This window comes from Variovorax sp. 01N429 (assembly GCF_056399425.1).
The window spans coordinates 374,578-392,163 of record NZ_JBFTRG010000003.1 but is presented as its reverse complement, the minus strand read 5'-3'; the positions used below and the strand labels follow the sequence as shown (position 1 = coordinate 392,163).

General features: G+C 65.2%; 13 protein-coding genes. 7 read left to right on the top strand and 6 right to left on the bottom strand.

Annotated features, from left to right (window positions below; translation table 11 throughout):
* Nucleotides 1–57: 57 nt before the first annotated feature.
* Entirely contained in the window at nt 58–990 is a 933-nt protein-coding gene (locus tag AC1DSF_RS07880) for a M14 family metallopeptidase (RefSeq protein ID WP_478126668.1), read from the top strand.
* Nucleotides 991–1,008: 18 nt separating this feature from the next.
* Here the strand turns inward: AC1DSF_RS07880 and AC1DSF_RS07875 are convergent, their stop codons facing one another.
* The gene (locus AC1DSF_RS07875) at nt 1,009–2,814 is read right to left on the bottom strand and encodes a glutamine--tRNA ligase/YqeY domain fusion protein (RefSeq protein ID WP_478126667.1); all 1,806 of its coding nucleotides are present in this window, start codon (nt 2,812–2,814) and stop codon (nt 1,009–1,011) included.
* 134 nt (nt 2,815–2,948) lie between these two features.
* Here AC1DSF_RS07875 and AC1DSF_RS07870 point away from each other — a divergent pair, with 134 nt between their 5' ends.
* Nucleotides 2,949–3,269: a hypothetical protein gene (locus AC1DSF_RS07870; RefSeq protein WP_478126666.1), complete on the top strand. Its 321-nt coding sequence runs from the start codon at nt 2,949–2,951 to the stop codon at nt 3,267–3,269.
* Nucleotides 3,270–3,368: 99 nt separating this feature from the next.
* Here AC1DSF_RS07870 and AC1DSF_RS07865 read toward each other — a convergent pair whose 3' ends face one another.
* Genes AC1DSF_RS07865 through AC1DSF_RS07845 form a run of 5 tightly spaced genes read right to left on the bottom strand, consistent with a single transcriptional unit; the run spans nt 3,369 to nt 7,126 of the window.
* Nucleotides 3,369–4,208, bottom strand: coding sequence for a LytR/AlgR family response regulator transcription factor (locus AC1DSF_RS07865; RefSeq protein WP_478126665.1), 840 nt, complete (start codon nt 4,206–4,208; stop codon nt 3,369–3,371).
* The gene (locus tag AC1DSF_RS07860; RefSeq protein WP_478126664.1) at nt 4,205–5,254 is read right to left on the bottom strand and encodes a sensor histidine kinase; all 1,050 of its coding nucleotides are present in this window, start codon (nt 5,252–5,254) and stop codon (nt 4,205–4,207) included. Before AC1DSF_RS07860 ends, AC1DSF_RS07865 begins: the two co-directional genes overlap by 4 nt.
* Nucleotides 5,251–6,285, bottom strand: a complete 1,035-nt coding sequence (locus AC1DSF_RS07855; RefSeq protein ID WP_478126663.1) for an alpha/beta hydrolase family protein — start codon at nt 6,283–6,285, stop codon at nt 5,251–5,253. Before AC1DSF_RS07855 ends, AC1DSF_RS07860 begins: the two co-directional genes overlap by 4 nt.
* Entirely contained in the window at nt 6,282–6,563 is a 282-nt protein-coding gene (locus tag AC1DSF_RS07850) for a 2TM domain-containing protein (RefSeq protein WP_478126662.1), read from the bottom strand. Before AC1DSF_RS07850 ends, AC1DSF_RS07855 begins: the two co-directional genes overlap by 4 nt.
* Nucleotides 6,564–6,610: 47 nt before the next feature.
* Nucleotides 6,611–7,126 carry a DUF6622 family protein gene (locus AC1DSF_RS07845; RefSeq protein WP_478126661.1) on the bottom strand — a complete coding sequence of 172 codons (516 nt, stop codon included), beginning with the start codon at nt 7,124–7,126 and terminating at the stop codon, nt 6,611–6,613.
* 256 nt (nt 7,127–7,382) lie between these two features.
* Between AC1DSF_RS07845 and AC1DSF_RS07840 the strand changes: the two genes are divergently transcribed.
* From AC1DSF_RS07840 to AC1DSF_RS07820, 5 genes are all read left to right on the top strand, one after another.
* Nucleotides 7,383–8,660, top strand: a complete 1,278-nt coding sequence (locus AC1DSF_RS07840) for an efflux RND transporter periplasmic adaptor subunit (protein ID WP_478126660.1) — start codon at nt 7,383–7,385, stop codon at nt 8,658–8,660.
* 13 nt (nt 8,661–8,673) lie between these two features.
* Nucleotides 8,674–11,826 carry an efflux RND transporter permease subunit gene (locus AC1DSF_RS07835; protein WP_478126758.1) on the top strand — a complete coding sequence of 1,051 codons (3,153 nt, stop codon included), beginning with the start codon at nt 8,674–8,676 and terminating at the stop codon, nt 11,824–11,826.
* Nucleotides 11,827–12,100: 274 nt separating this feature from the next.
* Nucleotides 12,101–15,364 (top strand): efflux RND transporter permease subunit, encoded by a 3,264-nt coding sequence (locus AC1DSF_RS07830; RefSeq protein ID WP_478126659.1) that lies wholly within the window; start codon nt 12,101–12,103, stop codon nt 15,362–15,364.
* Nucleotides 15,361–16,839 carry an efflux transporter outer membrane subunit gene (locus AC1DSF_RS07825; RefSeq protein WP_478126658.1) on the top strand — a complete coding sequence of 493 codons (1,479 nt, stop codon included), beginning with the start codon at nt 15,361–15,363 and terminating at the stop codon, nt 16,837–16,839. Before AC1DSF_RS07830 ends, AC1DSF_RS07825 begins: the two co-directional genes overlap by 4 nt.
* A 25-nt stretch (nt 16,840–16,864) precedes the next feature.
* Nucleotides 16,865–17,542, top strand: coding sequence for a GNAT family N-acetyltransferase (locus tag AC1DSF_RS07820; protein ID WP_478126657.1), 678 nt, complete (start codon nt 16,865–16,867; stop codon nt 17,540–17,542).
* The last annotated feature ends 44 nt before the right edge of the window (nt 17,543–17,586 follow it).

Sequence of the window (17,586 nt, the reverse complement as noted above, 5' to 3'; positions counted from 1 at the left end):
ACTCCGGGGACCCGGCGAATGCCGCCATGACCAGAGAAACGCAGGAAACGCAGCCTCATGACCCAGGATCTCCCCGCATTCGAAGTGCTCCCGCGCGACATTTCCGCCTATCGCCACGGCAACACCGGCATTGACTACGTCCACCGCTTCGAATCCGGCCAGCCCGGTCCGCACGTGCTGATCAATGCGCTGACGCACGGCAACGAGATTTGCGGCATGGTCGCGGCCACGCATCTGCTGGACACCGGCGTCCGCCCCAAGATCGGCACGCTGACCGTGAGCTTCGCGCACGTGGAGGCCTACAACGCCTTCGCGATCGAACGGCCCTTCGACAACCGCCAGATCGTGCACAACCTGAATCGCGTGTGGTCCGATGAGTGGCTGGACGGGCCTGAGGACAGCCCCGAACTGCGCCGCGCCCGCGAATTGCGGCCGGTGGTCGCGGCGGCGGACCACATCCTGGACATCCATTCGACGAGCCAGGACGTGGTGCCTTTCTGGGTCTATCCGGCATTCGAGCGCAATGCCAGCGTGGCGATGGCGATCGGGTTGCCGCCCGTTCACCTCGCGATGCCGAGTGGGCTGGGTTCGGGCACGCCGCTGATCCAGCATGGCCTGCATGCCGGAGCGGATGCGCCCGGCGCGGCGGTGGTCGTCGAATGCGGCCAGCATTTCAAGAAGGCTGCGGCGGACCTCGCGACCGAAGTGTCGCTGCGCTTTCTGGCGCATTTCGGGCTGATCGAGAGAGAACCGGTCGCCGCGCCCGAGCCGCAGCGGCGCTTTGAATTGCTGCAGACGCACGTCATCCAGTCGGAGGACTTCCATTTCGTGCGCCCGCTGATCGGCTTCGAGACTTTTGCGAAAGGCGAGCTGATAGCAATCAATGGCCCGGACGAAATTCGCGCGCCATGCGACGAATGCACCGTGTTCATGCCGGCGCAACGGGTGATCGTGGGGCGAGAGGCCGTCTACCTGACGAAGCCTCTCTGAAAGCGGGCAGCCGCGCGGCTACTTGCCCCAACTGTCGCGCATGCCGGCTGCGCGATTGAATACACGCCCGCCCGATGCGTTCGCGCGGGAGTCCAGCACGAAATAGCCGTGACGCTCGAACTGATAGGGCGCGCCTTGCACCGACACGCCAAGTGAGGGCTCGGCATACGCCTGCGTCGTCTGCAGGCTCGCTTTGTTGAGTTCTTCCAGCAACTCGCCGCTGCCCGGCTGGGACGCGGCGAACAGGCGCTCGTAAAGCCGAACTTCGACCGGCACCGCGTCGGCCACCGCAACCCACGTGATGTTGCCCTTCACCTTGATGGCATCTGCGCCTGGTGTGCCGCTCTTGGTGTCCGGCACCAGCCTGGCCTGCACTTCGACCAGTTTGCCGTCCGCGTCGCGGGTGCCGCCGGTGCATTCGACGACATGCCCGTACTTGAGCCGCACCTTGTTGCCCGGGAAGAGCCTGAAGAAGCCCTTTGGCTGCACGTCTTCGTAGTCCGTGCGCTCGATCCACACTTCGCGCCCCAGCTTGAAGTCGCGTCGGCCCATCTCCGGGTGGTGTGGATGCACGGGCGCCGAGCAGTCGTCGAGGACGTCGTCACCGCCCATCAGCTCACCCCAGTTGGTAATGACCAGCTTGACCGGGTCGAGCACCGCCATGGCCCGCGGCGCGATCGGATCGAGCGTGTCACGCAGCGCGGCTTCGAGACTGGCGTAGTCGATCCATCCGCCCGACTTGGTGACGCCCGAACGCTCGCAGAACAGCCTGAGCGCCTCGGGTGTGTAGCCGCGGCGGCGCAGCCCGGCAAGCGTCGGCATGCGGGGGTCGTCCCAGCCGTCGACGTGGCCTTCCTCCACCAACTGGCGCAGCTTGCGCTTGCTGGTGATGACGTGGGTCACATTCAGCCGCGCAAATTCATACTGGCGCGGATGCGGCGAGGCGATCAGGCCCCCTTCGGCGAGGCGGTCAAGCAGCCAGTCGTAGAAGGGCCGCTGGTCTTCGAATTCGAGCGTGCAGATGCTGTGGGTGATCTGTTCCAGCGCATCCTCGATCGGGTGCGCGAAGGTGTACATCGGATAGATGCACCACTTGTCGCCGGTGTTGTGGTGCGTGGCGCGGCGAATGCGGTAGAGCGCAGGGTCGCGCATGTTGATGTTGGGGCTCGCCATGTCGATCCTGGCGCGCAGCACGGCGGCGCCGTCTTCGAGCCGGCCGTCGCGCATGGCGCGGAAGCGCAGCAGGTTCTCCTCGGGCGTGCGGTCGCGGAAAGGGCTGTCGGTGCCGGGCGTGTTGAAGTCGCCGCGAGTCGCGCGGATTTCGTCGGCGCTCTGTTCGTCCACATAGGCAAGGCCGGCGCCGATGAGGTATTCGGCCGCGCGATACATGAAATCGAAGTAGTTGCTTGCGAAGTACACGTGATCGTTCGGTGCGCCGGGGTGGGCGGGATCGTCCGTCATCGTGGTGCTGTAGCCCATCCACTTCACGGCGTCCCGGATGGCGTCGACGTATTCCTGTTCTTCTTTTTCGGGATTGGTGTCGTCGAAGCGCAGGTGGCAAATGCCGCCGTATTCCTTGGCAAGCTCGAAGTTCAGCCAGATGCTCTTGGCATGGCCGATGTGCAGGTAGCCGTTGGGTTCGGGCGGAAAGCGCATGCGGACCTTGGCCGGGTCCTGCATGCCCTGGCCGTGGTGTGCGGCATCGCCTGGGGTGCCGCCCCATTTACGGGTCGAATAGGTGCCCTGTTCGAGGTCGTTTTCGATCACGTGGCGCAGGAAATTGCTTGGCTTGGCGGTGTCGTTGTCGGCTGCAGGGGAGGTCATTCGCCCATTCTAGGGGGCGGTCTGCGGGCGTTACTTTTGGCAACTTTCTTCACAGTGCGGCGTACACCACATTGACACTTGCCGCGTTCAATACCTACATGGCGGCCAACACCGCTTCAACAGGAGATCCAGAGATGACCACGACCCGATCCACTCTCTTCAAATGGGCTGCTGCCGGTGCGGTTGCCGCAGGTGCGCTTTTTGGCATGGCTTCGGCCAATGCAGCCAACTGGTCCGTCGGCGTGAACGTCCCCGGCATCGCCGTGGGTGTTGCGTCGCCGCAACCCTATTACGCGCCGCCGCCGGTCTACTACGCACCGGCCCCCGCGTACGTCGCGCCCGCACCTGTGTATTACCGGCCCGCACCGGTGTACATGGCACCCCCGCCGGTCTACTACCGTCCGGCGCCTGGGTACTACCATCGTCACCACCGCGGACCGTACTATCGCTATTGAGCGCGGTTGAAAGTTAATGAGCGTTAGCCGTCAGCAATTTGCCTGCTGTCACATGAAAAGCCGGCCTCTGTCACAGGGGGTCGGTTTTTTCATGGACGGCTACATCGCGCGGAAGAGGTGAGCGTAGAGCCGGCTGACCGGGATCCTTTCCGGGCGGCCCCGCAAGGTGAGGTGCTGCCTGCCGGCGTCGTCGCGGCAAACCGATTCGATCGCGTCGCTGCGCACCACCACGGCCCGGTGTACCTGCCAGAAGACGTTGGAATCGAGTTGAGGCAGCAATTGCTTGAGCGGCGTGCGGATCAGGTATTCATTCCGGACGGTCAGCACCCGCACGTATTTGTCGGCAGCCTCGAAATATTGCACTTCGTCGATGGGCACCATGCGCACGCTGTTGCCCGACGAGCCCGCTTCGCTGGCCGGAATTAGCTTGAGCGGTGCTCCGGCTGTCGCGCCTGAGGGCAGGATGCCTTCGCTGGCTGCGGCCAGAACCTTGTGCCACTGCGCCAACGTGCTGGCGAGCGCATCGGCCGGCGCCGCGGCGGGCGATGGGGTGGATTGCAGGGTCTTCCGCAGTCGTTCCACGGTGCGCCGCAGGCGGTCGGGCTGCACGGGCTTGAGCACGTAGTCGATGGCTTGCGCATCGAATGCGCGCGCAGCGTATTCGTCGTAGGCCGTGACGAAGACCAGCTGCGGAATCGGCGCCTCGTCGCCGGGCCATGTATCGGCCAGTTCGGCGGCGACACCGAGGCCGTCCATTCCCGGCATGCGGATGTCGAGAAAAAGCACTTGCGGCAACTTCGCCAGAGCCTCGCGCACCGCGCTGCGCCCGTCGCCCACGACAGCGATGATTTCGAGCTCGGGCCATGCGGCGGCCAGCTCGGCCCGCAGGGCCTGTGCCAGCAACGGTTCATCTTCGGCAATCAGGGCAGTCGTCTTCATGTCGGCGAGGGAAAGCTGATGACGGCGCGCGTGCCGCCGGTGTCGAGAGGGGTCAGGATCATCGTGCTTTTAGGGCCATACACCGTATGGAGCCGCTCGCGCACCTGGGCCAGCCCGAAGCCGCCGGTTCCATCAGAAGCGCTATCGCCGTCGATGCCGACACCAGAATCGGTCACCTCGATGACGAGCTGCGCGCCTTCGCGCTTGGCCCGCACGGTGATTTCGCCGCCTTCCACCTGGGGCTCCAGGCCGTGGCGGATGCTGTTTTCAATCAGGGGCTGAAGCATCAGCGGCGGCACGGGCACATCGCGGAGGTCGGCGGGCAGATCGAGCCTGTAGCGCAGGCGCTCGCCCATGCGCACGGACATCAGTTCGAGGTAGTCGCCGAGCCGGTCGAATTCGGCGGACAGCGGATGCGAGAGCGCCCGTGAGCCGGTGAGCGTGACGCGCAGGTAGCTGTTGAGATGGTCGAGCATGGCCACGGCGCGTGGCGGATCGGTGGTGATGAGCGCGCGCAGATTGGCGAGCGTGTTGAAGAGCATGTGCGGCTCAAGCTGCGTTTCGAGCAGCTTCAGCTTGGCCTCCGTCGCATCGCGTTCCGCTGCGCTGATCTGGGCGGCCAGCGCCGCGGTTTGTCCGCGGGCATGAAAGAAGAAGCTGGCAATGGCGCCTGCGAAGATGGTGATGGCGAGGCTGATCGAGCTGTCGCGCGGCGTGCCGACGCCGCCGTCACCGAGGAAGAAATCCGCCAACCGGTCGCCAAACAGGAATCCGCAGGCGATGCCGACAGCGGTCAACACCACGCCGCGCCAGCCTTTGGGCCACCCATGTCCGCCGCTGCTGCTGTGGTGGCAGTTGCGCTCGTCGACGAAATAGCGGCCGAACTCGATCACGATCCACGACACGAAGCCGATCGTCAGCGAATATCCCAGCTGCACCAGATAGGTCTTGCGCGGCCAGATCAGCGTCGTCAACACAGCGACCGCGCAACAAAACGCCGCCACTTGAAGGCCGTGGCGGGCGGCGTCGCTCCATCGGATGTTCATCGCTGCAGATTCTGGACGAAGAATTGCGTGATCGCCGCGTAGACGCCTGGCAGCGTTGCTCGGTCGAAGCCCGGCGGGTCATCCAGCAGGGCAGCCAGGCGCGGGGGCAGATCGGGCACCTGGGGCGACAGTGTCGAGCCGTGGCCGCCGCCCGGCATGTCCGCGACCAGCACGCACCGCTTGCACGCGGCACGCACCGCGTCGATGTGCCATTGGGGCGCCAGCCACGCATCCTTGCCGCCTCGCACCAGACCGAGCGGAATTCCCGGCGTCGCGAGAGAAGCCATGTCGATGGCCGCGGCCATGGGCACCGCGGCCACGGCGGCGGTGATGCGCGGATCGGTCCAGCCTTCGAGGGTGGTCTGGCTGCCCAGCTTGAAATCGATCACGCGGCGGGAAACCGCGAGGCGCAACGGGTCGAGCACGCCGCCGGTGAGGGACGTCGCCAAGCCCACGCAGGATGGAAAGTCTTCCGCCAGATGCGCCTGGCAATGCGCGTTCAGCAAGGCCGGCGACCAGCGCGCACCTGCCAGGGTCAGCGCGGTGAGGCCGCCTGCCGACATGCCGTAGATGCCGACATGCTGAAAGTCGAGCAGCGGCGCGAATCGGGCATCCCCGGCCATCGCGTCGATGGTTTGCGACACCTCTTTGGGACGGCGGCGCCAGGTCCTGGGGCCGACGTCGCTCATGTCGTGAAAATTGTCGCCAGCATGTTCCGGCATGGCGACGGTGAAGCCTGCGTTCACCAGCGTGATCGCCAGATCGGCCTGCGGCCAGGCGGAGCCGCCCGAGCCGTGCGACACCACGATCAAATGGCCGTTGCCCGCGACAGGAGCGGCGTCGACGGCGGCGCTCAGCGTGAAGGGGCCGCGATGCACCGTCTTAGGAGGCGCATCGGTCGGATAGAACACCGTGATCGGCCCCGAACCTGCGGGCGCCGCGAGCACTGCCAGTCCCGTGGCTGCTTGCGCAGCCGAAGCGAGCGCGCAGACCGCGACGAGCGCCAGGGCGCGGAGGTACCGGGCGCTCACCACCGGTCTCCCTTGGCACCGGACAGCCTGGCGCGTTCGCGTTCGACCATGCGCTCGAGCATGTTGCTTCCCGGCGCAAAGAGCCACACCGCTGCGCCGTGCAAGGCCAGACCCACCCCCCAGCCCAGGAGCGGAAAAATCGCCCAGCGATGGCCGCTTGCGAACGAGAGCACGACGAGCATCAAGTTGACCGCCAGATAAGCGGCGAGATGGATGAACCAGCCGATCTTGGCCTTGGCGCGTCGGCGGGCCAGTCGTTCGATGTCATTTGAGTCCATGGCGAATATCTCCGGATGTATGGGTGGATTTATGGGTAAATGGAATGTCAGATGGCGATGGTTGCAGTGCGGTCGGCATGGATTGCCAGGCGCCAGAGGCGGATCGCCCGGCCGGCAAATATGCCCGTGAAAGCGCCATAGAGCGCGCTGATGCCGATCTCGAAAGTGGCTTGGTGTCCGAGTTCCGGATGCATGGCGAGCAGTACACCCACGACGTATTTGGTGAAGAAGATGCCCATCATGAGCATCAGCGGCACGGCCGTGCCTGCGAGATGAAAGCGGCGCGCCGCGGCGTCATAGCGCGTGCTCGCCGGCACGGGCCGCTGCACCACAAGGGCTAGCACGGCAAGCGCCGCTGCGGCCCAGGCCGGCAGAGCCATCAAGGATTCACCGAAAGCCGAAGCGACGCCGAAGAGCGACAGGCAGATCATCACGGCGGGCACGATGGTGACGCGGGTCAGGCTCACGCTGCTTGCGAGCAACTGCTTGGCGCCGAACCAAAGCAGGAGAGCAAAGGAGACGAACACCCACTTGGGCGTGTGGATCAGGATCTGGGTCAGCATCGTGTTTCTCCGTAAGGATGGGGGATGAGGGGTCAGGGATGAATGTCGATGGGCGGACTGTGCCGATCGATTCACGGACTCGCCATCGCTGTGCGACGAAACGCAAGCTGGCGGCGCCAATTGCGATCGGGCGGCGCCAGACGCAGACGTCAACCTGTGCTTTACCGTCCCTTTACGGTTCGTCGCGGTGGAGCGCTACGATTCGGCGATCAACTACAGGCAACCTGCATTTCTGCATACCTGCCCAAAAGCACCGATGTCGTCACCCTCCGCCGCCGAGCCCGTTCCCGCCCCCCAGCCCAACCATCGCGCTCCCTCCCGCAAGCGGCGCTGGCTTGGCAGCCTGTTGGCCGTTCTGGTGACGCTCGCGCTGATCGGCGGCGCCGTCTATCTCATCAAGCGCCCGCCCGCGCCCACAGGCGGTGCCGGCGCTTTCGGTGCTGCTTCGACCGTCGGCCACGCGGTGGCACGGCGCGCCGACCTGCCGATCCTCATCGACGCGCTCGGCACGGTGACGCCGCTGGCGACGATCACTCTCCGGCCGCAGGTCGGCGGTGTGCTGACCGAGGTTCACTACACCGAAGGACAGATGGTTGCCAAGGAGCAACTTCTGGCGCGCATCGATCCGCGCCCTTACGAGCAGGCGCTGGCGCAGGCCCAGGGCACGCGGGTGCGCGACGAGGCGCAACTGGAAGCGGCGCGCGTCACGCTGTCGCGCTACCGGACGCTGCTCACGCAGGATTCGATCGCGCGGCAGGACGTCGACACGCAGGCCGCGCTGGTCAAGCAACTCGAAGGGGCCGTGATTACCGACCGCGCGGCCGAGGCCGCTGCCAAGCTCAACCTCGAATACACGCGAATCGTCGCGCCGGTTGCCGGACGCATCGGACTGCGCACTGTGGATCCCGGCAATACCGTGACCGCCAACGCGACCACGGGCATCGCGATGATCACGCAGATGAACCCGATCGATGTGCAGTTCGCCGTGCCGCAGGACCGCATTCCCGACATTCAGGCGCAACTCTCCAAGGGAGAGAAGCTGCCCGTGAAGGCGCTGGACCGCGTTCGCAGTTCGACACTCGACACCGGCTTTTTCTCGACGCTCGACAACGTGGTCGACACCAGCACAGGCACGGTCAGGGCCAAGGCGCGTTTTGCGAATGCCGGAACACCGCTCTTTCCCAACCAGTTCGTCAATGTGCAGATGACGCTGCGCACCGTGAGCGCCATCGTCGTGCCCGTGACTGCCGTGCGCACCGGCCCCAACGGCACCTTCGTCTATATCGTGAACGACGACCGCACGGTGTCGATGCGCGCTGTGAAGCGGGGCGACGCGACCGTCGACCTGGTGTCGATCGTCGATGGCGTCAAGGAAGGCGACATCGTCGTGACCGAAGGTGGCGATCGCCTGAAGGACGGCGCGCGCGTGCAATTGCAGGGCGACAAGCCCGCCGCGGCAAAGCCTCCGGGTCAGAAGGGCCCGCGCGGCGAAGGCCAGGGCCAGGGCCGTCGCCAGCGTCCGCCGCCGCAGTGAGGGGACCGAGATGATGAGTCCGTCGCGCGCTTTCATCGAGCGGCCGGTCGCGACCGCGCTGCTCATGGTGGCGATCGTCCTCGCGGGGCTGGTGGGTTTTCGCTTCCTGCCGCTTGCCGCGTTGCCCCAAGTCGACTACCCGACGATCCAGGTCCAGACGCTCTATCCGGGCGCCAGTCCGGAGGTCATGAGCCGCACGGTGACGGCGCCGCTCGAGCGCCAGTTCGGGCAGATGGCCGGACTCGACCGCATGAGTTCGACCAGCGCGACGGGCGTGTCGATCATCACGCTGCAATTCGCGCTCGACCAGACGCTCGATGTCGCCGAACAGCAGGTGCAGGCCGCGATCAACGCTGGTGGCTCGCTGCTGCCGGCAGACCTCCCGGCGCCACCGGTGTATGCCAAGGTGAATCCGGCGGACGCGCCCATTCTCACGCTGGCGGTGAGTTCGGAGACGATGCCGCTGACCGAGGTGCAGAACCTCGTGAACACGCGCCTTGCGCAGAAGATCAGCCAGGTCAGCGGGGTGGGGCTGGTGTCGCTCTCGGGCGGCCAGCGGCCAGCCGTGCGTATCCAGGCGAACACCGATGCGTTGGCATCGGTAGGCATCGGTCTCGATACGTTGCGCACGGCCATCGCGGCGGCCAATTCGAACAGCGCCAAAGGCAGCTTCGACGGGCCGAAGCGCGCCTACACCATCAACGCAAACGACCAGCTTGCAACCGCCGCCGACTACAAAAACCTGATCATCGCGTGGAAGAACGGCGCGCCTGTGCGCATGAGCGATGTCGCGCGCGTGGTCGACGGCGCCGAGAACACGCAGCTCGGCGCCTGGGCGGCGCTGCGTTCGGATGCGAAGCCGACTGGTACGACGCCAGGGGCGCAAGAGACCCAGGAGGCCCAGGAGGCGCAACCCAAGCTCTATCCGGCGATCATCCTGAACGTCCAGCGGCAGCCGGGTGCCAATGTGATCGGCACGGTCGACGCGATCAAGCGGCAGTTGCCTGAGCTCGAGGCATCGCTGCCCGGCTCGATCAAGGTGGAGGTACTGAGCGATCGCACGACGGGCATTCGCGCGTCGGTGAGCCATGTGCAACTCGAACTCGCGCTGGCGGTGGTGCTGGTCGTGCTGGTGATCTTCTTCTTCCTGCACAGCCTGCGCGCGACGGTGATCGCGAGCATCGCGGTACCGATCTCGTTGATCGGCACTTTCGGGCTGATGTATCTGCTCGGCTACAGCCTCAACAACCTGAGCCTGATGGCGCTGACCATTGCGACAGGCTTCGTGGTGGACGACGCGATCGTCATGATCGAGAACATCGCCCGCTATCTGGAGAAGGGCGAACCGCCGTTCCAGGCAGCACTCAAAGGCGCGACGCAGATCGGGTTCACGATCATTTCGCTGACGGTTTCGCTCATCGCGGTGCTGATTCCGCTGCTCTTCATGGGCGATGTGGTGGGGCGGCTTTTCCGCGAGTTCGCGGTGACGCTGGCAATCACGATCCTGATTTCGGCGGTGGTCTCGTTGACGCTGGTGCCAATGATGTCGGCGCGCTGGTTGAAGCCCGAATCGGAAGAGGGTGGCCGTTTCGGCGTGAGCGTGCAGCGATTCTTCGACCGGGTGATCGCACGCTACGACCAATGGCTGCAGTGGGTGTTCCGGCATCAGCCGCTGACGCTCCTGGTCGCGGCGCTGACGCTGGCGCTGACAGTGCTGCTTTACGTCGTCATTCCGAAGGGGCTCTTTCCGACGCAGGATACGGGTCAGCTCCAGGCGCGCATCCGGGCGGCGCAGGAGGTGTCGTATGTGCGAATGGCCGAGCTGCAGCAATCGGCGGCGAATGCGATCCTGGCGGACCCTGACGTCCAAAGCCTGAGTTCTGTGGTGGGTGTGGATGCTGCCAACAACACGGCGCTCAACGCCGGAAGCATGCTGGTCAACTTGCGCAAGGGCCACGATTCGCAGAGCACTGTGATGCAGCGTCTGCGCGACCGCGTCAATGAAAGCGTGGCGGGCGTGAGTCTGTATCTGCAGCCGACGCAAGACTTGACGATCGATGCGGAGACGGGGCCGACGGAGTTCCGCCTGTCGCTCGAAGGCGTGGACACGGCGACGGTGAACGACTGGGCGCGCAAGCTGGTCGAGCGTCTGCGCACTGTGCCGGAGGTGCGCAATCCGACGACGGATGCAGGGGCGCAGGGGCTGGCCGCTTATGTGGACATCGACCGCAATACCGCATCGCGGCTGTCGGTGACGGCAAGCTCGGTGGACGACGCGCTCTACAGTGCCTTCGGGCAGCGGATCGTATCGACGATTTTCACGGAGACGAATCAATACCGGGTGATCCTCGAAGCGCAGCGCGATGCCTTGTCTTCGCCGGAGCTGCTGGGGAACCTGCAATTGCGCACGGGCACGGGCGCGCCGACGCCGCTGTCTTCATTGGCGACGGTGCGCGAGCAGTACGCGCCACTGCAGGTGACGCGGGTGGCGCAGTATCCGGGCGCGACGGTGGGCTTCGATACGGCGCCAAACCTGGCGCTCGGAAAATCGGTGGCGGCGATCCGCACGGCGGCCAAGGAGATCGGCCTGCCGCCGAGCGTGACGATGACTTTCCTCGGCGCGGCTGGAGCCTATGAGAAGTCGCTCACCAATCAGTTGTGGCTGATTCTTGCGGCGGTGGTGTGCGTGTACATCGTGCTGGGGGTGCTGTATGAGAGCTACATCCATCCACTGACGATTTTGTCGACGCTGCCTTCGGCGGGTGTGGGTGCGTTGCTGGCGCTGATGGTGACGGGCAACGACCTGGGGGTGATCGGGATCATCGGGATCATCCTGCTGATCGGGATCGTGAAGAAGAACGCGATCATGATGATCGACTTCGCGATCGATGCGGAGCGCCATCAGGGCAAGTCGCCTGAGGAGGCGATTCACCAGGCCGCGCTGCTGCGCTTTCGGCCTATCTTGATGACTACGTTGGCTGCGCTGTTTGCGGCTGTGCCTCTGATGTTCGGATGGGGCGAGGGGGCTGAGCTGCGGCGGCCCTTGGGGCTGGCGATATTTGGTGGGCTGGTGGTGAGCCAGGTGTTGACGCTGTTCACTACGCCTGTGATTTATCTTGGGTTTGATCGGTTGGGGCGGCGGTTTGGGCGGGGGGCTGAGGTGTGACTGTCTTGGTTTGCGGTCCGCTGGTTTGGTGGGTCCGCCCGGTATGCGGTGCGGGCTGCACAACCCCGCTGCGCCGGCCCTTCGGGCTTCCCTGCAGTGCTCACGTCAGGCGGGGTCCGCGTGAAACTCGCTGCGCTCAAACACACGCGGCCCTGATCCGCCTGACGCTCCGCGCTTCGGCGGTGCAGAGGGGTTGTGCAGCCCGCACCGCATACCGGGCTGCGTTGTTTTGCGAAGGCGGCTGGTGCTTCGACGGGCTTTCGGGGGGCGTGCTTTGAATCTCTCCAAGCCATTCGTCGAGCGGCCGATCGCTACGGTGCTGCTGACCATTGGGGTGGCACTGGCGGGGATCGTCGCGTTTCTGGTGCTGCCTGTTTCACCGCTTCCGCAAGTCGACTTTCCGACGATTTCGGTGCAGGCTCAGCTGGCCGGGGCCAGTCCCAGCACGATGGCTTCAAGTGTGGCGACGCCGCTGGAGCGCAGGTTGGGGATTATTCCGGGGGTCAACGAGCTGACTTCGACGAGTTCCAACGGGTCGGCTCGGGTGACGTTGCAGTTCGATCTGAGCCGCAATATCGACAGTGCGGCGCGCGAGGTGCAGGCGGCCATCAATGCGGCCCGTGTCGATTTGCCGGCGACGCTGCGGAGCAATCCGACTTATCGAAAACGCAATCCGACGGCAGCGCCGGTGATGATTCTTGCGCTGACGTCGAAGACGCGTACGCCGGGGCAGATCTACGAAGAGGTTTCGAACATCGTCAGTCAGCGCCTGTCGCAGGTCGAAGGCGTGGGCGAGGTGGAGATCGGTGGCGGCTCGCTGCCGGCGGTGCGGGTGGAACTGGAGCCTTTCTCGCTGAACAGGCTGGGCATCAGTACGGAGGACGTGCGCGCGGCGATCCAGGCCAACAACGCGAATCGGCCGAAGGGCGCGATCGAAAGCGGCGATCGCAAGCTGCAGATTTACACGCCTTCGCCCGGAAGGCGCGCGGCGGACTACAAGGATCTGGTGATCGCCTGGCGCAACAACGCGGCGGTGCGCCTGGGCGATGTGGCGCGTGTGATCGATGGGGTCGAGAACACGCGCACGCTGGGTCTGTTCAATGGCGCGCCGGCGGTGATCGTGCTGGTGACGCAGGCGCCGGGTGCGAACATCATCGAGACGGTGGACGGCGTGCGAAAGCTGCTGCCGGAGTTGCGCGCGCAGTTGCCGCAGGACATCGACATCCAGGTCGCCTCTGATCGCACGAACTCGATCCGCGCGTCGCTGCGCGAGATCGAGGGCACGTTGATGATTTCGATCGTGCTTGTGGTGCTGGTGGTCGGGCTGTTCTTGCGAAAGGCACGCGCCACGATCATTCCGGCGGTGGCGACGGTGGTTTCGCTGCTCGGCACCTTTGGGGTGATGCATCTGCTGGGCTATAGCCTGAACAATCTGAGCCTGATGGCGCTCACGGTTGCGACGGGCTTCGTGGTGGACGACGCGATCGTGGTGCTCGAAAACACGATGCGGCATGTCGAGAAGGGCATGAATCGTGTCGAAGCGGCACTGCGCGGGGCGCGCGAGGTGGGCTTCACGGTCTTGTCGATCAGCATTTCTCTCGTGGCGGTGTTCATTCCGCTGCTCTTCATGGGCGGGCAGGTCGGGCGGCTGTTCCGCGAGTTCGCGGTGACGCTGTCGGTGTCGGTGCTGATTTCGCTGGTCATTTCGCTGACCACCACGCCGATGCTGTGCGCGTTGTTGCTGCGCAGCGAATCCGAAGAAGCCGGCAAGCCGCCGGGCAAGGTGCGCGCGTGGTTCATCCGGGTCTCGGAGCGCATGTGGGACAGCACGCTGCGCACCTATGCGCACAGCCTTGACTGGGCGCTCGCGAGCAAGGGGATCGTGATCCTGGTGCTGTTGGCGGTGATCGGGCTGAATGTCTATCTCTTCGGCGCAATTCCGAAGGGCTACTTTCCGCAGCAGGACAACGGGCAGCTCAATGCGGGCTTGCGGGCCGACCAGAGCATCTCGTCGGAGGCCATCAACGAGAAGCTGCGGCAGGCGGTGGACATCATCAACAAGGACCCGGCGGTCGACAGCGTCGTCGGCTTTGCGGGCGGCAGCCGCGCGGGTGGCGGGTTCATGTTCGTCAACCTGAAGCCAGTGTCCGAACGCACGGAGCGCACCCAGGCAGTCATCGATCGCCTGCGGCCGCAGCTCAACCAGCTGACGGGACTGCGGGTGTTCCTCAGTCCGGTTCAGGATCTGCGCATGGGCGGCCGGTCGAGCAATTCCACCTACCAATACACGCTCAAGAGCGACAACCTTGCCGATCTGCGGGCGTGGTCGACCAAGCTGGCCGACCGCTTGCGGCAGGAGACCTTGCTGACGGACGTCGACAGCGACGATGCGGACAACGGCGTCGAAACCTTCGTCGACGTGGATCGCGAAGCCGCCGCTCGGCTGGGCGTGACGTCGAGCGCGGTGGACAACGCGCTCTACAACGCCTACGGCCAGCGCTCGGTGGCAACCATCTACGACGAGCTCAATCAGTACTCGGTGATCATGGAGTGGGCACCGCGATTCCAGCGCTCGCCGATCGTGCTGAAGGACCTCTACGTGCCATCGACGCTGGCGACCACCACGGCGGCGAACGGGGCGTCGATTGTCAGTTCGCTCGATGAAAACAGGGATGCGACCACAGGCACGTCGACCCTCACGTCGGCCAACCCTTCGTCGCGCACTGCCTCGACCGGCCAGCAGGTGGCGACCGACACGACGCTGATGGTGCCGCTGTCCGCCTTCGCGAAATTCAGCGAGCGCGCCGTGCCGACGTCGATCGATCACCAGGACACCGAGCTTGCCAGCACGGTGTCGTTCAACCTGGCCGATGGCGCCAGCCTGAGCGATGCGAAGCGCATCGTTGCGCAGGCCGAGGCGGACATCGCGATGCCGGTCAACGTGCGCGGGAGCTTTCAAGGCACTGCGCTGGCGGCGCAGCAATCGCAGGCGCAGCAATGGTTTCTCATCGTCGCCGCGCTGGTGGTGATCTACATCGTGCTCGGCGTGCTGTATGAAAGCCTGATTCACCCCATCACCGTGCTGACCACGCTTCCGTCCGCAGGGGTGGGGGCGGTGCTGGCGCTGCTGCTGTTCCGCATGGAGTTCTCGATCATTGCGCTGATCGGGGTCTTCTTGCTGATCGGCATCGTCAAGAAAAACGCCATCCTGATCATCGATTTCGCATTGGAGGCCGAGCGCTCGCGCGGCCTCACCGCGGTCGAGGCCGTGCGCGAGGCCTGCCTGCTGCGTTTCCGCCCCATTCTGATGACGACGCTGGCTGCGGCGCTCGGTGCGTTGCCGCTCGCCATCGGCTTCGGGCTGGGTGCGGAGTTGCGGCAGCCGCTGGGCGTCGCGATCATCGGCGGACTGATCGCGAGCCAACTGCTGACTTTGCTGACCACGCCGGTGGTCTACGTGCTGCTGGACAAGCTGCGCCGCCGTCCGGCCAACGAAAAATTCCTGAGCCGCGCCGCCGACGCGTCCCCGACATCATGACCGTATCGAACCGACTTTTCTTTCGTCGTTCTCAGCACCGCGCCGTTGTGCGCACCTGCCTGGCAGTGGCGATAGCTGCGGCCCTGGCCGGCTGCGCGGTAGGCCCTGCGTATGTGCAACCAACGACAGCGGCGCCGGCTGCCTGGAAGTCCGCGCCTGCCGCCGAGGGCTGGCTTCCCGCAGCACCCGCCGATGCGCTGGATCGTGGCGAATGGTGGAAGCTTTTTCAGGACCCTGTTCTCGACGACCTCGCCGCACGCGTGCAAGTGTCCAACCAGAACATCGCGACGTCGGTTGCCAACTACGCGCAAGCGCAGGCGTTGGTTCGGGGAGAGCGCGCGGCGCTGTTCCCCAGCATTTCGGCAGGTGCGGGCGCGGATCGCAGTGGCGCTCGCAACAAGTCGCCGGTGACGAGCACCACCGCATCGTTGAACGCGGATTGGGCGCCCGACGTCTGGGGCCGCCTGCGCGAGGCGGTCAACAGCGCGCAGGCGAATGCGCAGGCGAGCGAAGCCGATCTCGCGCTGGCGAGGCTGTCGGCTGTCGGCGCAGTGGCGACCAACTACTTCTCGTTGCGCGAAGCCGACGCCGGAATCCATATCCTCGACGTCACGATCGAAAGCTACAAGCGCAGCCTCGAGATCACGCGCAACCGCTATGCGGCCAGCATCGCCGCGCAGAGCGACGTCTTGCAGGCGGAGACGCTCTACGCGTCCACTCAGGCGGAGCGCCAGCAACTGCAGAGCACCCGCGACACGCTGGAGCATGCCATCGCCGTGCTGGTGGGCGTAGCGCCGGCGGACTTCTCGCTGCCCGTGGCCGAATGGAAGCCGGTCATCCCAGGCGTTCCAGCGGGCGTGCCGACGACGCTGCTGCAGCGTCGGCCGGACATCGCTGCGTCCGAGCGCGCAGTGGCTGCCGCCAATGCCCAGATCGGCATTGCGCGGGCTGCCTACTACCCGAACTTCACCCTCAACGGCGGAGTCAACAGCGCGGCGAGCAAGGTCGGCGATCTGTTCAATGCTTCGAACACGCTGTGGTCGCTGGGCCTGTCGGTGGCGCAGGTGGTGTTCGATGCGGGTGCGATCGGCGCGAGCGTCGATGCAGCCAAGGCGGGTCACGATTCGGCAGTGGCACGCTATCGGCAGACGGTGCTGGCCGCGTTCCAGGACGTCGAAGACCAGCTCACGTCGGGCAGCAGCCTCGCGCAGCAGGAAGTGAATCGCCGGGTATCGTCCGTCGCCGCCGATCGCACCGAACAGCAGTTCCTCAACCGCTACCGCGCAGGGACGATCGACTACACCAGTGTCGTGGTCGCCCAGGTTTCCGCGCTCAATGCGCGGCGAACGTTGCTCCAAGTGGAGTCGAACCGTCAGATCGCCGCAGTGGCGTTGATCCAGTCGCTGGGCGGCGGTTGGCAGGCCGAATGGATGGCGCAGGGCACCGCGCAGCCGGTCGCCAAGTCGGGCTCCTGAGTTGGCTGCAAGGGTTGGCAAAACGATGAAGACGCTGCTCGACAACCTCGCATGGCACACCCTGGCCGGGCCTCACGCAAAGTACGCCACCGGCACCGACCGAGCTCGCCGCTACGCGCAGGGCTTTTCGCCGATCGTCGGCTTTGCGGACACTCGCCATCCTGATTTCGACGCGCTGACGCCGTACTGCGATCCCGGCGAACACTTCTATTGCATGGACTGGTCAGGCGCGGCACCCGCCAACTGGCGGATCGAAGTGGATTCGACCATGTTCAGGATGGTGTGGGACGGCGCAATTCCCGATGAAGACGAATTGCTCGCTGCCGTTCCGCTGAGGCCGGAGCACGCCGCGCAAGCAGTCGAACTGGCGACGCTGACGCGCCCCGGCCCTTTCGGTCCGAGAACGCTCGAACTCGGTGATTACTTCGGTTGCTTTCAAGGAGATCGCCTGATCGCGATGGCAGGCGAGCGCATGTGCGCCGGGACCTTGCACGAGGTCAGCGGCATCTGCACGCATCCTGATTTTCAAGGACGGGGCCTTGCGCGCCGCTTGGCCGCAAAACTGATCCGCGGCCAGTTGCTTCGTGGCGAAACACCGTTTTTGCACGTCATGCACGACAACGACAGCGCGCATCGGCTCTACCTTCGCATGGGCTTTCGGGACCATTGCGAAACGGTGGTCCGGGTCATTTCGCCGTGCTGAAACTGACGAGGTCCTGAACGCGGGCATCGCGATAATCGACGCTC

Coding starts and splice junctions, on each gene's coding strand:
- AC1DSF_RS07880 (WP_478126668.1), top strand. CDS start 58: ATGACCCAGGATCTCCCCGCATTCGAAGTGCTCCCGCGCGACATTTCC.
- AC1DSF_RS07875 (WP_478126667.1), bottom strand. CDS start 2,814: ATGACCTCCCCTGCAGCCGACAACGACACCGCCAAGCCAAGCAATTTC.
- AC1DSF_RS07835 (WP_478126758.1), top strand. CDS start 8,674: ATGAGTCCGTCGCGCGCTTTCATCGAGCGGCCGGTCGCGACCGCGCTG.
- AC1DSF_RS07840 (WP_478126660.1), top strand. CDS start 7,383: ATGTCGTCACCCTCCGCCGCCGAGCCCGTTCCCGCCCCCCAGCCCAAC.
- AC1DSF_RS07845 (WP_478126661.1), bottom strand. CDS start 7,126: ATGCTGACCCAGATCCTGATCCACACGCCCAAGTGGGTGTTCGTCTCC.
- AC1DSF_RS07860 (WP_478126664.1), bottom strand. CDS start 5,254: ATGAACATCCGATGGAGCGACGCCGCCCGCCACGGCCTTCAAGTGGCG.
- AC1DSF_RS07870 (WP_478126666.1), top strand. CDS start 2,949: ATGACCACGACCCGATCCACTCTCTTCAAATGGGCTGCTGCCGGTGCG.
- AC1DSF_RS07820 (WP_478126657.1), top strand. CDS start 16,865: ATGAAGACGCTGCTCGACAACCTCGCATGGCACACCCTGGCCGGGCCT.
- AC1DSF_RS07850 (WP_478126662.1), bottom strand. CDS start 6,563: ATGGACTCAAATGACATCGAACGACTGGCCCGCCGACGCGCCAAGGCC.
- AC1DSF_RS07825 (WP_478126658.1), top strand. CDS start 15,361: ATGACCGTATCGAACCGACTTTTCTTTCGTCGTTCTCAGCACCGCGCC.
- AC1DSF_RS07865 (WP_478126665.1), bottom strand. CDS start 4,208: ATGAAGACGACTGCCCTGATTGCCGAAGATGAACCGTTGCTGGCACAG.